The sequence below is a fragment of the Lacticaseibacillus zeae DSM 20178 = KCTC 3804 genome, from assembly GCF_000260435.1.
GTDB classification, from domain to species: Bacteria; Bacillota; Bacilli; order Lactobacillales; family Lactobacillaceae; genus Lacticaseibacillus; species Lacticaseibacillus zeae.
Map to the genome: position 1 here is coordinate 87,245 of NZ_BACQ01000031.1, position 15,291 is coordinate 102,535.

General features: G+C 50.9%; 12 protein-coding genes and 1 pseudogene. All 13 read left to right on the top strand.

The window, feature by feature from the left end; genetic code table 11:
- The first annotated feature begins 436 nt into the window (after window positions 1–436).
- The 13 genes and pseudogenes from GSO_RS06130 to GSO_RS06190 all read left to right on the top strand — a co-directional run bounded on the left by GSO_RS06130 (window position 437) and on the right by GSO_RS06190 (window position 15,264).
- Window positions 437–1,189, top strand: coding sequence for a gamma-glutamyl-gamma-aminobutyrate hydrolase family protein (locus GSO_RS06130; protein ID WP_010490141.1), 753 nt, complete (start codon window positions 437–439; stop codon window positions 1,187–1,189).
- Complete coding sequence (locus tag GSO_RS06135; RefSeq protein ID WP_010490143.1) at window positions 1,186–2,568, top strand: APC family permease; 1,383 nt, start codon at window positions 1,186–1,188, stop codon at window positions 2,566–2,568. Before GSO_RS06130 ends, GSO_RS06135 begins: the two co-directional genes overlap by 4 nt.
- Window positions 2,561–2,944: a RidA family protein gene (locus GSO_RS06140; RefSeq protein ID WP_010490145.1), complete on the top strand. Its 384-nt coding sequence runs from the start codon at window positions 2,561–2,563 to the stop codon at window positions 2,942–2,944. Before GSO_RS06135 ends, GSO_RS06140 begins: the two co-directional genes overlap by 8 nt.
- Window positions 2,945–2,947: 3 nt before the next feature.
- Window positions 2,948–4,092, top strand: a pseudogene (locus tag GSO_RS15655) (trans-sulfuration enzyme family protein).
- 50 nt (window positions 4,093–4,142) lie between these two features.
- The gene (locus GSO_RS06150; RefSeq protein WP_225358916.1) at window positions 4,143–4,841 is read left to right on the top strand and encodes a helix-turn-helix transcriptional regulator; all 699 of its coding nucleotides are present in this window, start codon (window positions 4,143–4,145) and stop codon (window positions 4,839–4,841) included.
- Window positions 4,842–5,349: 508 nt separating this feature from the next.
- Window positions 5,350–6,192: a DUF3100 domain-containing protein gene (locus GSO_RS06155; RefSeq protein ID WP_010490149.1), complete on the top strand. Its 843-nt coding sequence runs from the start codon at window positions 5,350–5,352 to the stop codon at window positions 6,190–6,192.
- Entirely contained in the window at window positions 6,192–6,638 is a 447-nt protein-coding gene (locus GSO_RS06160; RefSeq protein ID WP_010490151.1) for a hypothetical protein, read from the top strand. Before GSO_RS06155 ends, GSO_RS06160 begins: the two co-directional genes overlap by 1 nt.
- The gene (locus GSO_RS06165) at window positions 6,639–7,970 is read left to right on the top strand and encodes an amidohydrolase family protein (RefSeq protein ID WP_010490153.1); all 1,332 of its coding nucleotides are present in this window, start codon (window positions 6,639–6,641) and stop codon (window positions 7,968–7,970) included. It abuts the gene before it with no gap.
- Window positions 7,934–8,674: a sulfite exporter TauE/SafE family protein gene (locus GSO_RS06170; RefSeq protein ID WP_010490155.1), complete on the top strand. Its 741-nt coding sequence runs from the start codon at window positions 7,934–7,936 to the stop codon at window positions 8,672–8,674. The genes GSO_RS06165 and GSO_RS06170 overlap by 37 nt, the downstream gene beginning before the upstream one ends.
- Window positions 8,675–9,096: 422 nt before the next feature.
- On the top strand, window positions 9,097–9,699 hold the full coding sequence (locus tag GSO_RS06175) for a TetR/AcrR family transcriptional regulator (protein WP_010490157.1): 603 nt from the start codon (window positions 9,097–9,099) through the stop codon (window positions 9,697–9,699).
- Window positions 9,696–13,058 carry an MMPL/RND family transporter gene (locus tag GSO_RS06180; protein WP_010490159.1) on the top strand — a complete coding sequence of 1,121 codons (3,363 nt, stop codon included), beginning with the start codon at window positions 9,696–9,698 and terminating at the stop codon, window positions 13,056–13,058. Before GSO_RS06175 ends, GSO_RS06180 begins: the two co-directional genes overlap by 4 nt.
- A gap of 361 nt (window positions 13,059–13,419) precedes the next feature.
- Window positions 13,420–13,752 (top strand): hypothetical protein, encoded by a 333-nt coding sequence (locus tag GSO_RS06185; protein ID WP_010490161.1) that lies wholly within the window; start codon window positions 13,420–13,422, stop codon window positions 13,750–13,752.
- Window positions 13,753–13,881: 129 nt separating this feature from the next.
- Window positions 13,882–15,264, top strand: a complete 1,383-nt coding sequence (locus GSO_RS06190; RefSeq protein WP_010490162.1) for an MFS transporter — start codon at window positions 13,882–13,884, stop codon at window positions 15,262–15,264.
- Window positions 15,265–15,291: the final 27 nt, after the last annotated feature.

Consider the following 15,291-nt stretch of genomic DNA (forward strand, 5'->3'; position numbering starts at 1 on the left):
TTGTCAAAAGTTGTGCGATCTTAGTGCCAAGGCGAAGCAATCGGAGGCGGGAACGGGCTCAGTGGTGAGATTGTACTAGCCGGGCGATTTTCCCGGCGTAGTACAAGGCCGAGCTTAGAGACTCTGCCGGGTTTGCAGAGGCTCTAAGTCGTGCCCACCCCTCTAGCTTCGCGGTCGCCAGCCCTTGTCCCCGCCGGAGATTGCGTAGTTTGGCACGGCCCAGAACTCATTGCCCAAATTCACAATGTTCAGAACAGCACTAATGTTATTTATAAAAATCCCGCGTCCACACTCGTTTTCAACACAAAATCAACGTTATTATAAGATTGCTTAATTAAGGCGATTCCACTTGCTGATATAAAATACCTTTAGTTATTTTTATAAAATATTGTACTTATTAGAAGTTATGTTATACTCAAAATCGGAGGTGAATAATATGAAGAAACCACTTATCGGCATTTCAGCAGGCGTCCTTGTCGACCAAGGAGGCATGTTCCCCGGCTACAAACGTGATTATGTGAACGAGGACTACATCACCGCAGTTTCCGAAAATGACGGGATTCCAGTCATTTTACCGTTACTCGATGATCCTGCTGACATTGACCGACAAGTCGCGGCCTTGGATGGGCTGATCTTATCCGGCGGCCATGATGTTGACCCGAGCAGCTACAATCATGATCCCCTGGACAAGTTAGGTGACACGTCACTAAGACGGGATGCGTTTGATTTAAATCTGATTCGGTCAGCGAAACAACGCCAGCTGCCGATTTTAGGGATTTGTCGTGGCACCCAGATTCTAAACGTTTATCACGGCGGCACGCTCTATCAGGATCTCAGTTATCGCGATGCGCCGACGATCAGGCACTGGCAGGCAACGAATTCGGCACAGGTCACGCATGCAGTGCGCATCGACCAGCACAGCCGCCTATTTACGATTTTAAAGCAGGCAACAGTACGGGTGAACTCGTTTCATCATCAGATCATGGCAACGATTGGCGAAGGATTTCACGTTGTCGCGACCGCTTCGGACAATGTGCCGGAAGCAATCGAAGCAGATGGCGACCACATCATGATGGGCGTGCAGTGGCATCCGGAAATGCTCACGCACAGCCAACCGCTCATGAACGCCCTATTCAGCCACTTCATTCAACAAACGCAAGCTACCGCGGCAAGTAGCTCGAGCCTATGAAAAAGAAAATCGGTTTCTGGTCAATCGTTTTATTGGCCATCAATTCCATTATTGGCTCCGGTATTTTTCTTTCACCAGGTGCCGTGGTGCAGTCTTCTGGCTCCAAAGCGTTAATTCTGTACGGTATCGCGGCTTTCTTTGCGGCGATTCTGGCCGTGACCTTTGCCGCAGCAGCCAAGTATGTCGCACACAGCGGCGCGGCTTATATTTATGCCAAGGCAGCGTTCGGCGAACACGTCGGCTTCTACGTCGGCATCACGCGCTACATTGCCACCTGCATTGCCTGGGGCGTCATGGCCACCGCGGTTGTCAAAACCGTCTTACGCATTTTCGGTTTTGACCAAAACGACTTGATGCTGGTCACCATCAGCCTGATCTTACTGATGTTGTCACTGCTTGTGATTAACTGTTTTGGGCCAAAATTCTTCGAGCTTGTCAACAATCTGTCAACGATCGGTAAGTTAGCCGCCTTGCTGGTTTTCATCATTTTCGGCATCGGCGTTATTGCCACCACCGGCGTGAATCATTTTGCCCAGATTGACCGGTTGACCAGCGCGGGCACCAACGCAACCCTGAGCACCCTGGTCATGGGGGTTATCGCCGCGTTTTATGCTTTCACTGGTTTTGAAAGCGTTGCCAGTGGGGCGGATGATATGGATAAGCCGGAAAAGAATCTGCCGATTGCCATCCCCCTAGCAATTTCGGTGATTGCAGTCGTCTATATCGGCGTTGTCTGGATTGCCATGATGGTGAATCCACAGGCGATGATGGCGACCAAGGAAGTCGTGGCCTTAGTGGCGGTTTTCAATAATCCGCTGATTCAAAATATTGTGTTATATGGGGCACTGATTTCAATGTTAGGCATCAACGTTGCGGCTTCTTTTCACAGTCCGCGGGTGTTGGAAGCCATTGCCAAACAAGGGCAACTGCCTAGCTGGTTAGCCGGGCGGACAGCGAAAAACTTCCCGTTGCCGGCGTTTCTTTTGACGATTGCTTTGGCGGTGCTGCTACCGATGGCTTTCCGTTATGACATGACGAGTATCATCATTCTCAGCTCCATCTCCCGGTTCGTTCAGTTTCTGATTATTCCGCTGTGCGTCATGAAATTCTTCCGTGGCCGCGGTGATCGCCGACTCATCAATCCGGCGCGCCCAAATGTGCTCACTGATATGGTTTGCCCAGCGGTGTCGCTGATCCTGACCGTTTTATTGCTTATTAAATTCGACTGGATCGGTCAATTTACCATTCTCGATGCCAATAACCAGCATGCCCCGAATTATTTTGCGATTGTCGCCATGATCCTCGGCTACATCGTGATTCTGTTTGGGATGATGCTCTTCAACTATCAAACTAAGAAAAAGAGGTATGAATATGATTAAGCGTTTGACCAGCACCCACATCCCCGCTCCCCTTGGCAGTTACGCCGCCGCGACCCAGATCGGTTCGGTCCTTTTCACCTCTGGCCAACTGCCACTCAGTCCGGAATCCAAGGCCGTTCCGGAAGGCATCATTGCCCAAACCAAGCAAGTGATGACCAATTTGAATCACGTACTGGTTGATAACGGAACGTCTTTTGATCATGTGGCCAAAACCACCGTCTACATCAACGATCTCAAGTTACTGGCGAGTTTTGATCAGGTTTATCGGACTTACTTCCATGATGGCTACCCAGCGCGCACCGCGGTTTTGGTTAGCGAATTACCGGCGCAGGCATTACTGGAAGTCGACATGGTGGCGGAAGTCCCGGAGGATTAAAAAGTGGGTATCAATACGGATCTTTTACATGGCTACCCGGTCATCGACAGCCATACCGGTGCGTCTTCGATTCCTAAGTACCAAGCATCCACGTTCAACAGCCCGGCCTTGGGAACCAGCCGCGACTACATGTACACACGGTTTGGCAATCCGACCATTGATGCCTTGCAGGAAGGCTTAGCCAAAATGACCGGGGCACAATTCAGCTTTGTCTTCAGCTCGGGTATGGCCGCCATTGCCAACACCATCATGTTGCTCAACGCCGGCGATCAGATTATTTTCCCGGTCGAAGTTTACGGCGGTACCGGCGCGTTTGCGACCAAAATCCTGCCTAAGTATGGCATTGATGTCGTGTTTACAGCTTACGATCAACTTGCTAATATTGAACAGGCACTGACGCCCAAAACCAAAATGATTTACGTGGAAACGCCGTCGAACCCGCTGTTGAAAGTCACTGACATTCAGCCCATCGTGACGCTGGCAAAAGCGCATGGTATCCTGACAGTGGCCGACAACACGTTCATGACGCCACTTTACCAGAAGCCATTGGCGCTGGGATGCGATGTCGTCATCGAAAGTCTGACCAAGTTCATCAACGGTCACAGTGACGTGGTCGCCGGCGCCGTTTTGACAACGATCAGGCTATTGCCGAAGAACTGTCGCTGTTTCAAAAAGAGTTCGGCAGCATTCTCGGCGTTGAAGACGCATGGCTAGTGTTGCGCGGTATGAAAACCATGGGCTTACGCATGCAGCAATCAACGCAAAATGCCCAAAGTATCGCGACATTTTTACAGAAGCATCCCAAGATCAAGCAAGTTTACTTCCCAGGCCTGCCGGAGCATCCCGGTCATGCCGTCCACATGCGGCAAACAGAAAACGGCGGCGCGGTGCTGTCATTTGAAATTGCCGGCGCCGACAAAGCACGGTTGAACACGTTCATCGAAGCGCTACAATTGCCGATTTTTGCTGTCAGTCTGGGCGGGGTGGAATCCATTTTGTCCCACCCGGCCACCATGTCACACGCCTGTTTAACCGCCGAAGAACGCGCTGCTCAAGGCGTGACCGACAGCTTGCTGCGGCTATCTTGCGGCATTGAAGATACTGAAGACTTAATCGCTGACTTGACCCAGGCATTAGCCAAAATCTAACCCCGACGAATCCTGGGACTGCTGCGGTTATCAAGAAAGGAAGGATTTCGATCACCCCCGATTCTTACCGTCCATTTTTAAAATTTCTTGCGCATGTGCTCGGTCCCACGACAGAAATCGTGATGCACGCCATTAATCCCGCGACCGATGGCTATGATTCCTCGATTGTTTTCTTGGCAAATAGCATTTCCGGCCGCACCATGGATTCACCGGCGACCGACTTCATCGCAAAAGTCTTACACGATAAACTGTATCAGCAGCAGGATTACGTCGTGCACTATCAAAGCACGTTGATGAATGGCAAAAAAGTCAACTCTGCCAGCTTTTTCATCAAGAACCCAGCCGGCGAACTGATCGGTATGATCTGCATCAACACCGACGTCAGCCGCTTCCAACAACTGGCGACGCTTGAGAAATTAAGCGAAGAACTCCTTCAGGCCTTCCAACCGGAACTAGCCCCTGCCGCGGACCTGCTTGAATCGACTCCCCCAACGGAAAACCTGTTCATTCAACCAGAAGGCGCCATTCGGCAAGTCGTCATCGAACAAACGGGTACCCCCAACCCGCCAATCGCCGACCTGACCCGCAAGGAAAAAATCGCTATCGTGCGCCGCCTTTACGAACAACACTTCTTCGAACTCAAAGACGCCGTCGCCAAAACCGCGGACTACCTCAACATGTCCACCGTCAGCATCTATAAGTATTTGCAAATCATCAAACAGGCTGATAAAAGCACGTCGTATGAGTGATGAGTTTGGATTAGTTAGCGGCTGAGTGATGATTAAAAAAGAATGCGCGACCGAATTTTCACCAGTAGAAAATTCGGTCGCGTTTTTCTGTATCGGAAATTAGTTAGTCGGCTTAAATTAAAAATGTCAGTGCCAAGGCGGAGCAATCGTAGGCCAGATGGGGCTCAGTGGTGAAATTATTGTAGGTGGGGCGCTCTTTGCCCCACCTACAATAAGGTCGAGCTTTGAGACTCAGCCGGGCTTGCTGAGGCTCAAAGTCGTGCCCACCACGTTCCAGCCCCAGCTGGCCGGAGATTGCGCAGTTTGGCACGGCAAGGAACATCTAAGGTAACTATACTTATAGCAATTCACAAGTTCGCTCATATTGTCATTTATTTTATTTTTGCCGCAGATATATCAGTTTACAAAAGATAAACACGAACATTAAACCGTATTTTAATCTAATCGTCCTTTATTTACCCAAACAATTGCGCTAAACTGGGTCTATTCATTTCACAAGGAGGACCCCATGACTTACCCTAACTTACGCGCACGTATTAAAGTCGAATGGAAAAGTTATCTTGTCGCTGCTTTATTCACCGCGATCGCTGAATACATCGGAACTGTGAAACTTAAAGTCGGTCCGGGGATGATCATTTTATTTCCGGTTTTCTACGCCATTATTCTCGGCATGTTAAGTGGTCCGCAAGTGATGCACTGGTTTGACAACAAACACGTCAAAGCCGCATCAAAACTGGTGATCGTTGGCATCTGCCCGTTTGTGGTTAATCTTGGCATTACGGCTGGTGCGAATATGGACATGATTCTGCACGCCGGCCCCGCCTTGTTGGTGCATGGTTTCGGTAATCTGCTTGGCATTTTCTTCGGCCTTCCTTTGGCCATGTTGCTCGGCTTGCGGCGCGAGTCCATCGGCGCCACGAGTTCGCTTAACCGCGAGTATCACCTCGCCTTAATCAATTCTGCTTATGGTTCGGATTCTGACGAAGCCAGCGGCAGTATGGCGATTTACATCGTCGGTGGCATTCTCGGCACGATTTATTTTGGCATTATGGCCACGGTGCTCGGCATGACCGGCTGGTTTGATCCCAAGGCGCTAGGCATGTCCACTGGCGTCGGTGCCGGCATCTTTATGGCCTCGGCCAGCGCCAGCCTCGCCCAGCTGTTCCCCCACGATGCCAACACCATCACCGCCATGGCGTCAGCCGCCAATACCATCGCCGGCATCACCGGTATTTACATCACCATGTTCCTGGCGATTCCGCTGACAGATAAGCTTTACACGATTTTAGATAAAATGTTCGCCGGCCGCCGTGCCAAGACGCCTGCTGCAGTGAAAGGACGGATTAAGTAATGCGATTACGTGAATGGTTGTTTCTCCTCAGTGTCTGCGGCGTCGGCACCTTGCTAGCTAACTGGATCGGTTCCGGCGTCAGCATCGTCAAAAGTCTCCCGGGCGTGGTCATTCTCATCGCCATCACCCTTGTCGCTGTTGTCTTAGCCAAAATCATGCCGTTCAAGTTGCCCATCATCGCCTATTGTTCGGTTTTAGGGCTACTGGCAGCCGCGCCGTTTTCACCAATCGCCGCGGTGGTTATCAGTTCAACCAAAGTGATCGCCTTCGCCGCACCCTTCACCGTGGTCGGCTCGTTTGCGGGGATTGCGATTTCCGATAAACTAGGCACTTTCATTCATCAAGGCTGGAAGTACATCATCGTCGGAGTTGCCGTGATGACCGGGACGTTTGTCGGCTCGCTTTTGTGGGACACCCTTACGCTGAAACTGACAGGGGTGATTTAATTGACCAGCACATTGATTCAGGACACGTTGACCATGACCGCGCCTGGTATGATCAAGCCGCATCAGGATATTTTCATCAAAGACGGTAAAATTGCGCAGGTAGGCGACCACAGTAGTTTTCCAGCCGAAGCTGATGATGTCATTGACGGTACCCATCGTTTATTCATGCCCGGTTTGATCGACAGTCATTTACATACCGGTCAGCAATTACTCCGCGGCCGCGTGCTGGACACCAAAGGCATTATCTGGAAAAAGATTATGCTGCCGTTTGAGGCTGATACGACGGCCGAGACCATGACGCTTAACGCGCAACTGGCGGCACTGGAAATGATCACCAGTGGCACGACCGGATTTGTGGACGCTGGCGGTTATCACATGGCCGCCGCCGGAACTGTTTATGCACAAAGCGGGTTGCGCGGTGCCCTTGCCTATTCAACCATGGACGATCCGACGCTGCCGGCTTCGATTAACATGGATGCCAAAACCGCCATTGCCCACACCGATGCGCTTTACGATCAATTCCACGGCCGCCATCATTTACAGGTTTATTATTCTCTGCGCGCGTTGAATAATTGTTCCGATGAACTCGTGGATCTGGCCGCTCAACGCGCCGCTGATCGTCACACTTTTCTTGAAGCTCATATGAACGAATATCCCCAAGAAGTAGCCGGCATCCTTGACCGTTGCGGTGAACGGCCTTATGTTTACCTTGCCAAACGCGGTGCCTTGAGCGATCATTTTCTAGGTGCGCATAGCCTTTTTCTAGACGACACCGAAAAGGCCTTGATCGAAAAGCATCACGTTAAGATCAACCACAGCCCGTTCAGCAACTCTGGCAAAGGGGTGCCGCCAACGCCTGAACTGTTGAAGGCTGGCGTCTCTATTGGTCTGGGATCCGATGGCGCGGCGCATGGCGGCTTGAGTCTGTGGCAGGAAATGAAAATTTTCCGGGCGATCATGACCTTGCATTATGGCGTGCCACAACACATCGCCAATATCATGCCGGCAACCACCATTATGTCGCTGGTATTAGACGGTGGCGCGGCTGCTTTGAATATGTCCGGGCAGCTGGGGCGCATCGCTCCGGGGTATCAGGCAGACATCATCGGTCTGGACATCGACAGTCCGCACTTATGGCCAACCGGTAATTGGAACAACACGTTATTAGAAAGCGTCAATGCCAATGATGTGGCTGATTCCATGGTGGCCGGTAAGTGGCTGATGCGAAAACGAAAAGTGTTAACATTAGATGTAGAAAGGATCAAAGCCGTGTGTGCACGGCGCTACCCAACACTATGGCAATCATCATCATCGCAATTGGCAACATCATAATCGGCGGCCTCGTCGGCATGACCGGCGTGGCTGGTTTTTTACTTCCAATCTTATACACGGCAGGACTCGGCTACAGCACCACGGAGGGTCTGGCGTTTAGTTTTCTGGCGTTCATTATCTCCGGCTGGCTCGGATCACGCCATTATCAACGGCAGGGATTGATGGATCGGCGCATCGCCTATCTGCTCAGCGGCGGTAGTTTTGTCGGCGCTATTCTTGGTGTCCGGCTAAACCTTTTACTGCCGACCAGCTGGGTTCAGCTATTACTCTACCTGGTCGTTTTGCTATCCGGCATCGCCATTCTGATTCAACAACGCTATCCGCCAAAACCCGGTGTCGATCACCTAAATCACCCGATTTTACTTGTCATTTTAGGCATCGTCACCGGCTTAATCTGCGCACTTTCCGGAGCAGGCGGCCCAGTGCTGGTCATGCCGCTGCTCGTACTGCTTGGCTGTGAACCACACGCGGCAGTCGGTATCGCCTTACTCAACTCCGTCTTCATCAGCTTACCCGCCGCGGTCGGCTACCTCAGTCAGATCCAGCTCATGAACACCCTGCCACTACTCGCCATCATCCTCGTCACCCACGGCCTCGGCGTCATCGTCGGCAGCCGCCTCGGCCCCAAAATCGACGGTCGTTTATTGAAAAACGGCACCGCAATCTTTTCGATTATCCTTGGTTGCATTAAGCTGTGGCCTTGAGCAACGGAGATTTTGTTAAAAAAGAAAATAGAATAAATACAATCACAGTTACCCGAAGCGAATGAAACTCAACAATCATTCGCTTTTTTGTTGTCTCAGAGATCTCTTGCCGGCATTTCAAGATCCCAGTGCCAAAGCGGAGCAATCGGAGGCGGGGGCGGGCTCAGTGGTGAAGTTGGTCTTAAACGGGTGGTTTTCCCGTTTTAGACCAAGGCCGAGCTTTGAAACCGCGGTTTTTGCGGGTTCAAAGTCGTGCCCACCACTCTAGCTTCGCGGTCGCCAGCCCCCGAGCCCGCCGGAGATTGCGGAGTTTGGCACGACAAGAACCACAACAGAAAGATAATATTTTCATACCTCCTTGACAAGAATATTCATAAACACTAAGATATGCGAATGAACGTTCATTCCATAAGGAGGTTATCATGGCATCTATTCCTGTACCAAGTCCGATTATCGAGCAGGCTGTTAAGTTATTCGCCGAACGCGGTTACGCCGAAACCAACCTGCCGTCGATCGCCAAAGCGGCAAAAGTCGCGGTTGGCACGATTTATCGGCATTTTAAAAGCAAAGAAGATATTCTCAACACCGCCTTTACGGATATTATGAATTTCTTCCACAACTCGCTAGCCGAAGCCGCTGACTGTGATCCCGATGACCCAGAGACCATGTTCGGTCGCTTGTTTGACGCAGCAACCGCATCCATGGAGCAGTACCCGACAGAGTTGCATTTTATTCAGCAAAACGTCTTCAATGAAGCACTCAATGCCGAAAGCCGGGCCGCCCGCGGGCGCGTGATTACACTCATTAACAACATGCTCATGGATGGCCAAGACCGCGGGGTGATTGTCAAAGCCGATGTCCGCACCCAACTCGCCATTCTATACGGTAGCATCGTCAGTATGATTGATATCGTCTGGGCACAGCAGCAAATCGAAGGCCACGTTTCCAACCAAAAAGCATTGGCCGCCGATTTGAAAAATCAGGTCTGGAACGGTCTCACCAGTGAAAGAAGGGTCTTTAATTGAAAAATCTTCGCAATCGTCACATCCCTACCCTGATTTTCTGGCTTGTCGTTATTTTGGTGACCCTCGTGACCATGCCTGACGTCTCGGGAATTGTCCGCGATAAAGGCGCTTTATCACTGCCCAAAAACGAAGAAAGCCAGGTTGCGGCCAACATTGAGAAAAAGGCCAACCATAACCAGAAAGTCCGCTCCTTCGCCCTCGTTTTTAGCAATGGCGACAAAAAGCTGACGGCAACCCAGAAAAAAGCGATTACCAAAACGCTCAAAGGCCTCAAAGATTCTAAGGCCGTTAACATTGTCAACGTCACGCAGTCGTCTGACAACGCCGAAACCAAAAAGCAGCTCGAGGCCAAAGATGGCACCACTCAGATGGCACTGGTTGATGTGAAAGCCAAGGGTCAGGTCCGGCCGCAAACCAAGAATCTCGAGCAACAAATTAAAACCGCGAACGTCAAAACATACGTCACTGGCAGCGATGTACTCAACGATGACTTCGCCACGGTAACCGAAAAAGGGATCCAGAAAACGGAAATCATCGCTGCGATTTTCATCTTTATCGTGCTGATCATCGTTTTCCGTTCACCGATTGTGCCACTGGTATCGCTGCTAACCGTTGCGATTTCCTTTCTGACATCGTTGAACATCATCATGACGCTCGCCGATAAGGCCAATTTTCCGATTTCTAATTTCACGCAAGTCTTCCTTGTGGTTGTCTTATTCGGGATCGGGACAGATTACAACATTTTGCTATATGACGACTTTAAAGCCGCGTTGTCCCAAGGTATTCCCAGAACCAAGGCAGCCGGCATTGCCAGACGTTTCGGCGGCCGCACGATTCTTTATTCCGGACTGTCGGTTCTGATCGGCTTTTCGGTTCTCGGTCTAGCCAACTTCAAGTTCTATCGTTCCGCGGTTGGTGTCGCCATTGGGGTACTCATTCTTTTGACGGTACTCTTAACCCTGAACATGTTCTTCATGGCAACCATGGGCGAAAAGCTCTTCTGGCCCAGCAAGAATCTGGATGGCCACAGCACCAGCCGCCTGTGGCATGGTCTTTCCAAAGTTGGCATCGCCCGCCCGCTCATCACGCTTGGCGTTACCGGCATCATCGCCGTGCCATTTTTACTGAATGCCAACCAGACGCTGAACTTCAATAACGCGGACGAGTTGCCGGAGACGTTGCAATCCAAAGTCGGTTATCGCCTGATTCAGGATCATTATTCAAAAGGCATGGCCTCGCCGACCACGATTTATATTCAAAGTAAGCACCCGCTGAATAGCCAGACCGTTCTGGGCACGATCGATGACGTCACCACCTACCTGCAGCAGGAAAAAGGCGTCAAAACCGTGGCGTCGGTCACCCAGCCAGGTGGCAGTAAAATCAAGTCACTGTATCTTAACGACCAACTCAAAACGATCAACAGCGGCTTAACGCAAAGCGTCAAAGGCTTGAAGCAGGTTCAAGCCGGGCTTAATGATGCGAACACCCAAATCAAAAACGCCAATGTCGCGGGCAGTACCCAACAGGTGCAAACCTTGGCAGACGGCACCACGACATTGTCCTCTGGCGCCACCAGCCTCAGCAGCGGCATTAGTCAGTACACATCCGGGGTCACCTCGCTGAATAATGGCCTCGGCCAGTTAAGTAGCCAGCTGCCAACGCTAACTTCTGGCGTCAACACCTTGAGCACCGGTTCCACTCAGCTAGCCAAGGGGATGAACGAGCTCAATAGCAACAGCACCGTGCTTGCCAGCGGGATGAACCAGCTCAGCAGCAAGTCAGGCGAACTCACCAGCGGCATGGACACGTTGAATAATCAGATTCAGACGTTAACCGGAACTGCCCAACAAATCATCACACTCATCAATCAATTGCCGGATGCCAGTCAGCTCACCCAACCAATTCTGGACAAAATCAACGCCTTTTCCAGCGGGGTACAGCAATTGACCGATGGCACAAGTGCCTTAGGTGACGGCATTAAGACCTTAAACGCCGGCACGACTGCCATGAACAACGGCATCGGCACCCTCACCAGTGGTACCAATCAGCTGAACAGCGGCATCAATTCGCTGAACAGCCAAGTCCCGACGCTGGTTTCCGGTGTCAACCAACTCAGCTCGGGTTCTTCTCAACTCGCCAGCCAAAATGGCACGCTTAATAATGGCGCTTCGCAAATTGCGAGCGGTGCCGAGCAGGTCAACACCGGCGTTCAGACCTTGAACACGAAAATCAAAGCAATTTCCCAACAGGTCAGCTCTATGCAAAGCGGTCTCACTTCCGCCAATCAAGCTCTTGGCACGATCGCAGACGGCAGCACCAGCATGAAGCAATATCTGACTGAGCTACAGCGATCGTATTTAGGTAAAAAGTTCTATATTCCAAACGCCACGCTGAAAAGTAATACCTTTAAGCCAGCATTAGCGACTTACATGGCTGATAACAACAAAATCACGAAGTTTACCGTGGTGTTAAAAGGCGATCCAAGTACCGATGCGGCCGCCCAACAAATTAAAGCGATCAAAGCGGATCTCACCGCCAAGTTGAAACACACGCCGCTTGACGATGCGACTGTGGCAATCGGTGGCCAAACGTCGCAAACCGCTGACCTCCAGGACTTGGCTAACGGCGACTTCGAGCGAACCGCTGCCATCATGATTATTGGGATCGGCATCGCGTTGATCGTTGTCACGCGCTCCGTGATTCAACCCATCAGCATCATTACCACCCTGTTGATGGCCTATATCACATCGTTGGGATTGACCAGGCTGTTTTCAACCTATGTACTCGGGCGCGCCATGTTAACGTGGAACACCCCATTCTTCTCCTTCATCATGCTAGTTGCCCTCGGCGTTGACTACAGCATCTTCCTGATGGTTCGTTACCGTGACAACGCGCTGGAAGGCGGCACCATGACCCAACGCATTGCCAAAGCCGCCACCGTTATCGGCGCTGTCGTCATCTCAGCTGCGGTTATCTTAAGCGGCACTTTTGCGGCCATGATCCCGTCTGGCATTACCACCTTGATTCAGGTAGCGCTAGCCGTCATCATCGGACTGATCTTATTGGTCTTCCTGCTGCCGCTGGTCATGTCCAGTGTCATCAGTCTGACTGACAAACAGATGCACAAAAACAACCACCCACAAGGACCGGGACCGACTCCTGATTCAAATGCACCCGACCCAGATGGCCCAACCAAGCCAACACCTAATGCTCCGGTTGTGACCCCTGCAGCCGCGAATTCGATGCCTGAGCATCCGCAACCATCGTCACATGCTGCACCGCGTGTCCATTTAGCGGCGATGCCAACAACAGACTCGCAAGCCTCGCCGTCTAAAACTTCACGGCATCAGTCAAAGTAGACATCAGCTGCGGCCTCGTCAGGAAGCAAGTCGTCAGATACGAACAATCCGGAGTCGTGACTCATCGATAAGCTTCGTCACCGTGATGAGCAATGCCGGGTTTATCTTCGATATAGATAGTGTTGGTCAATCGTTGACCAACGACAACGCAAATTAAATTCGTCAGGAATCCCATTGTTATTAGCGAAACATCTGCTAATGATGATAGGATTCTTTTTGTATCACGACATATATAAGATCCAAAATGAGAAAATAAGCTCTACTGTTTACTCGCGTGACGAGCTAAGCTAATGACAAACATCATATACACCTCAACCACTGCAGGTATCTAGAAGTTTTTACATAAGGTAGGTCATGAAATATGCGTTCATCTGAAAACAACAAATCAGGCAAGCTGCTCGCTTCAGCTGTGCTTTGCACTTTTATCCTTTTTCTAATTTCGGTTTTATGGGCGTTACATACCGGAACCAAGCTTGCCAAGACCACTCCGCTCATTCTTGTTCTGATTCTGTCGATCTTAAGTTACCGTCAGTATCAACCTAACACTACCGATAAAAAAAGGCCGCTATTCGTTCCAAAAGCATTTGGTGTCGGCCTGGGTATTAATCCTAATCATCCAGTAGGGCGATTGATCTGGTATCTCATCTTTGTCGTGGTGACGGCCTTAATTGTATTCGTGGCCTTTAGCGACTAACACGCTGCTAACAGTGTGTAATCTTTTCCATGTGAAAGCGCTTGCGTTTGCGTGTCGCTGAGGAATCTGCTATCGTCAGCAGTGGCCTGAATCTGGTTCAGACTAAATTATAGAAACGAAGGCACGCACATGACGACTTCACCGGTTTCGCATCGCACGCAGCTCGCTATTTTGTCAGCTGGACTACTGACATTTGTCGGTATTTTGGTTGAAACGTCAATGAATGTCACTTTTCCGACATTGATTAAAACGTTACATGTGTCTTTATCCACAGTGCAATGGCTCACCTCTGGCTACCTTTTGATGGTCACGTTGGTCATGAGCACCACCGCTTTTTTATTACGCCGCTTTAACACGCGTTCCCTGTTTCGCGGGGCCGTTTTATGCGCACTGGCCGGAACAGTGCTGTGTATCTGGGCACCGAACTTTCCGATCCTTTTTGCCGGGCGACTATTACAGGCACTGGCAACTGGGGTTTCGACGCCGTTGATGTTCCATCTGATCCTGACCTTAATCCCCCAGGCACATCTCGGCCTTTATGTCGGCATGGCCAGCGTTGTCACGTCACTGGCACCAGCGTTAGGGCCAACGTATGGCGGTTTGTTAACTTACTATGCATCATGGCGGATGATCTTTTGGCTGGTATTGCCTGTCATTTTATTAGTCTGGTCCATGGGCGAAGCCACTATTCGCGTCAAAGCACGCACCACGGACGAGCACTTCGACTTCATTGGCTTCTTGCTGTTGGCGGTAGGCTTGTTTTCACTCATTGAACTGCTCGATCAATTCACGGCAGCTGGCATCACCGTTGCTTTCTGGATCTACGCCGCCGCATTAGCTGTAGCCATCATTGGCATGGGCGCGCATTTACGCCGTACATCTACGCCATTACTCAATTTTTCATTACTCAAACACGCCGGTATTCGCGCCCGTGCCATTAATTTCTTCATTCTGCAATTCGGCAACATCGGCATTGCTTTTGTCACCCCGATCTTTGCCGAAAATGTCCTGCACACCAATGCCTCTGTCGCCGGGCTACTATTATTACCCGGTTCCCTGCTCGGCGCGGCAGTTTCACCAATTGGCGGCGCCTTGTATGATCGCTTCGGTGCCCATCGGTTATTGTTGATCAGTGATGCGGCGATGGTTGTCGGTGCCATGCTGCTTGGTCTGTTCACGCATCAATTAGGCATGGCGTTGATCGTCGGGTTCTATCTAATTTTTCGGGTGGGCTTCAATCTCGGCTTCGGCAATACCATGTCCGATGCCAGCACTATGGTAAACGGCCCGGAAAAAGCCGACATCAACTCTCTGTTCAACACCTTACAGCAATACGCCGGCTCACTAGGAACGGCCAGCCTGTCAGCCATTATCACGTTGCAACAACGCCTCGCTCCTGCTGGCGCCGAGGCAACCGGCAGCCAAATTGACTTCTTCCTGCTGGCTGGATTGGCGGCATTAACCTTCGTTATCCAGTGGCGGTTGGGCGACAGGCGTCAACAAGCCGCATAATTTTACCGTGTCAAAATGTCGTTCCCG

Excerpts from the sequence above, each read along its gene's own strand:
- GSO_RS06175 (WP_010490157.1), top strand. The coding sequence starts at position 9,097 with ATGGCATCTATTCCTGTACCAAGTCCGATTATCGAGCAGGCTGTTAAG.
- GSO_RS06190 (WP_010490162.1), top strand. The coding sequence starts at position 13,882 with ATGACGACTTCACCGGTTTCGCATCGCACGCAGCTCGCTATTTTGTCA.
- GSO_RS06170 (WP_010490155.1), top strand. The coding sequence starts at position 7,934 with ATGGCAATCATCATCATCGCAATTGGCAACATCATAATCGGCGGCCTC.
- GSO_RS06185 (WP_010490161.1), top strand. The coding sequence starts at position 13,420 with ATGCGTTCATCTGAAAACAACAAATCAGGCAAGCTGCTCGCTTCAGCT.
- GSO_RS06140 (WP_010490145.1), top strand. The coding sequence starts at position 2,561 with ATGATTAAGCGTTTGACCAGCACCCACATCCCCGCTCCCCTTGGCAGT.
- GSO_RS06160 (WP_010490151.1), top strand. The coding sequence starts at position 6,192 with ATGCGATTACGTGAATGGTTGTTTCTCCTCAGTGTCTGCGGCGTCGGC.
- GSO_RS06135 (WP_010490143.1), top strand. The coding sequence starts at position 1,186 with ATGAAAAAGAAAATCGGTTTCTGGTCAATCGTTTTATTGGCCATCAAT.
- GSO_RS06130 (WP_010490141.1), top strand. The coding sequence starts at position 437 with ATGAAGAAACCACTTATCGGCATTTCAGCAGGCGTCCTTGTCGACCAA.
- GSO_RS06155 (WP_010490149.1), top strand. The coding sequence starts at position 5,350 with ATGACTTACCCTAACTTACGCGCACGTATTAAAGTCGAATGGAAAAGT.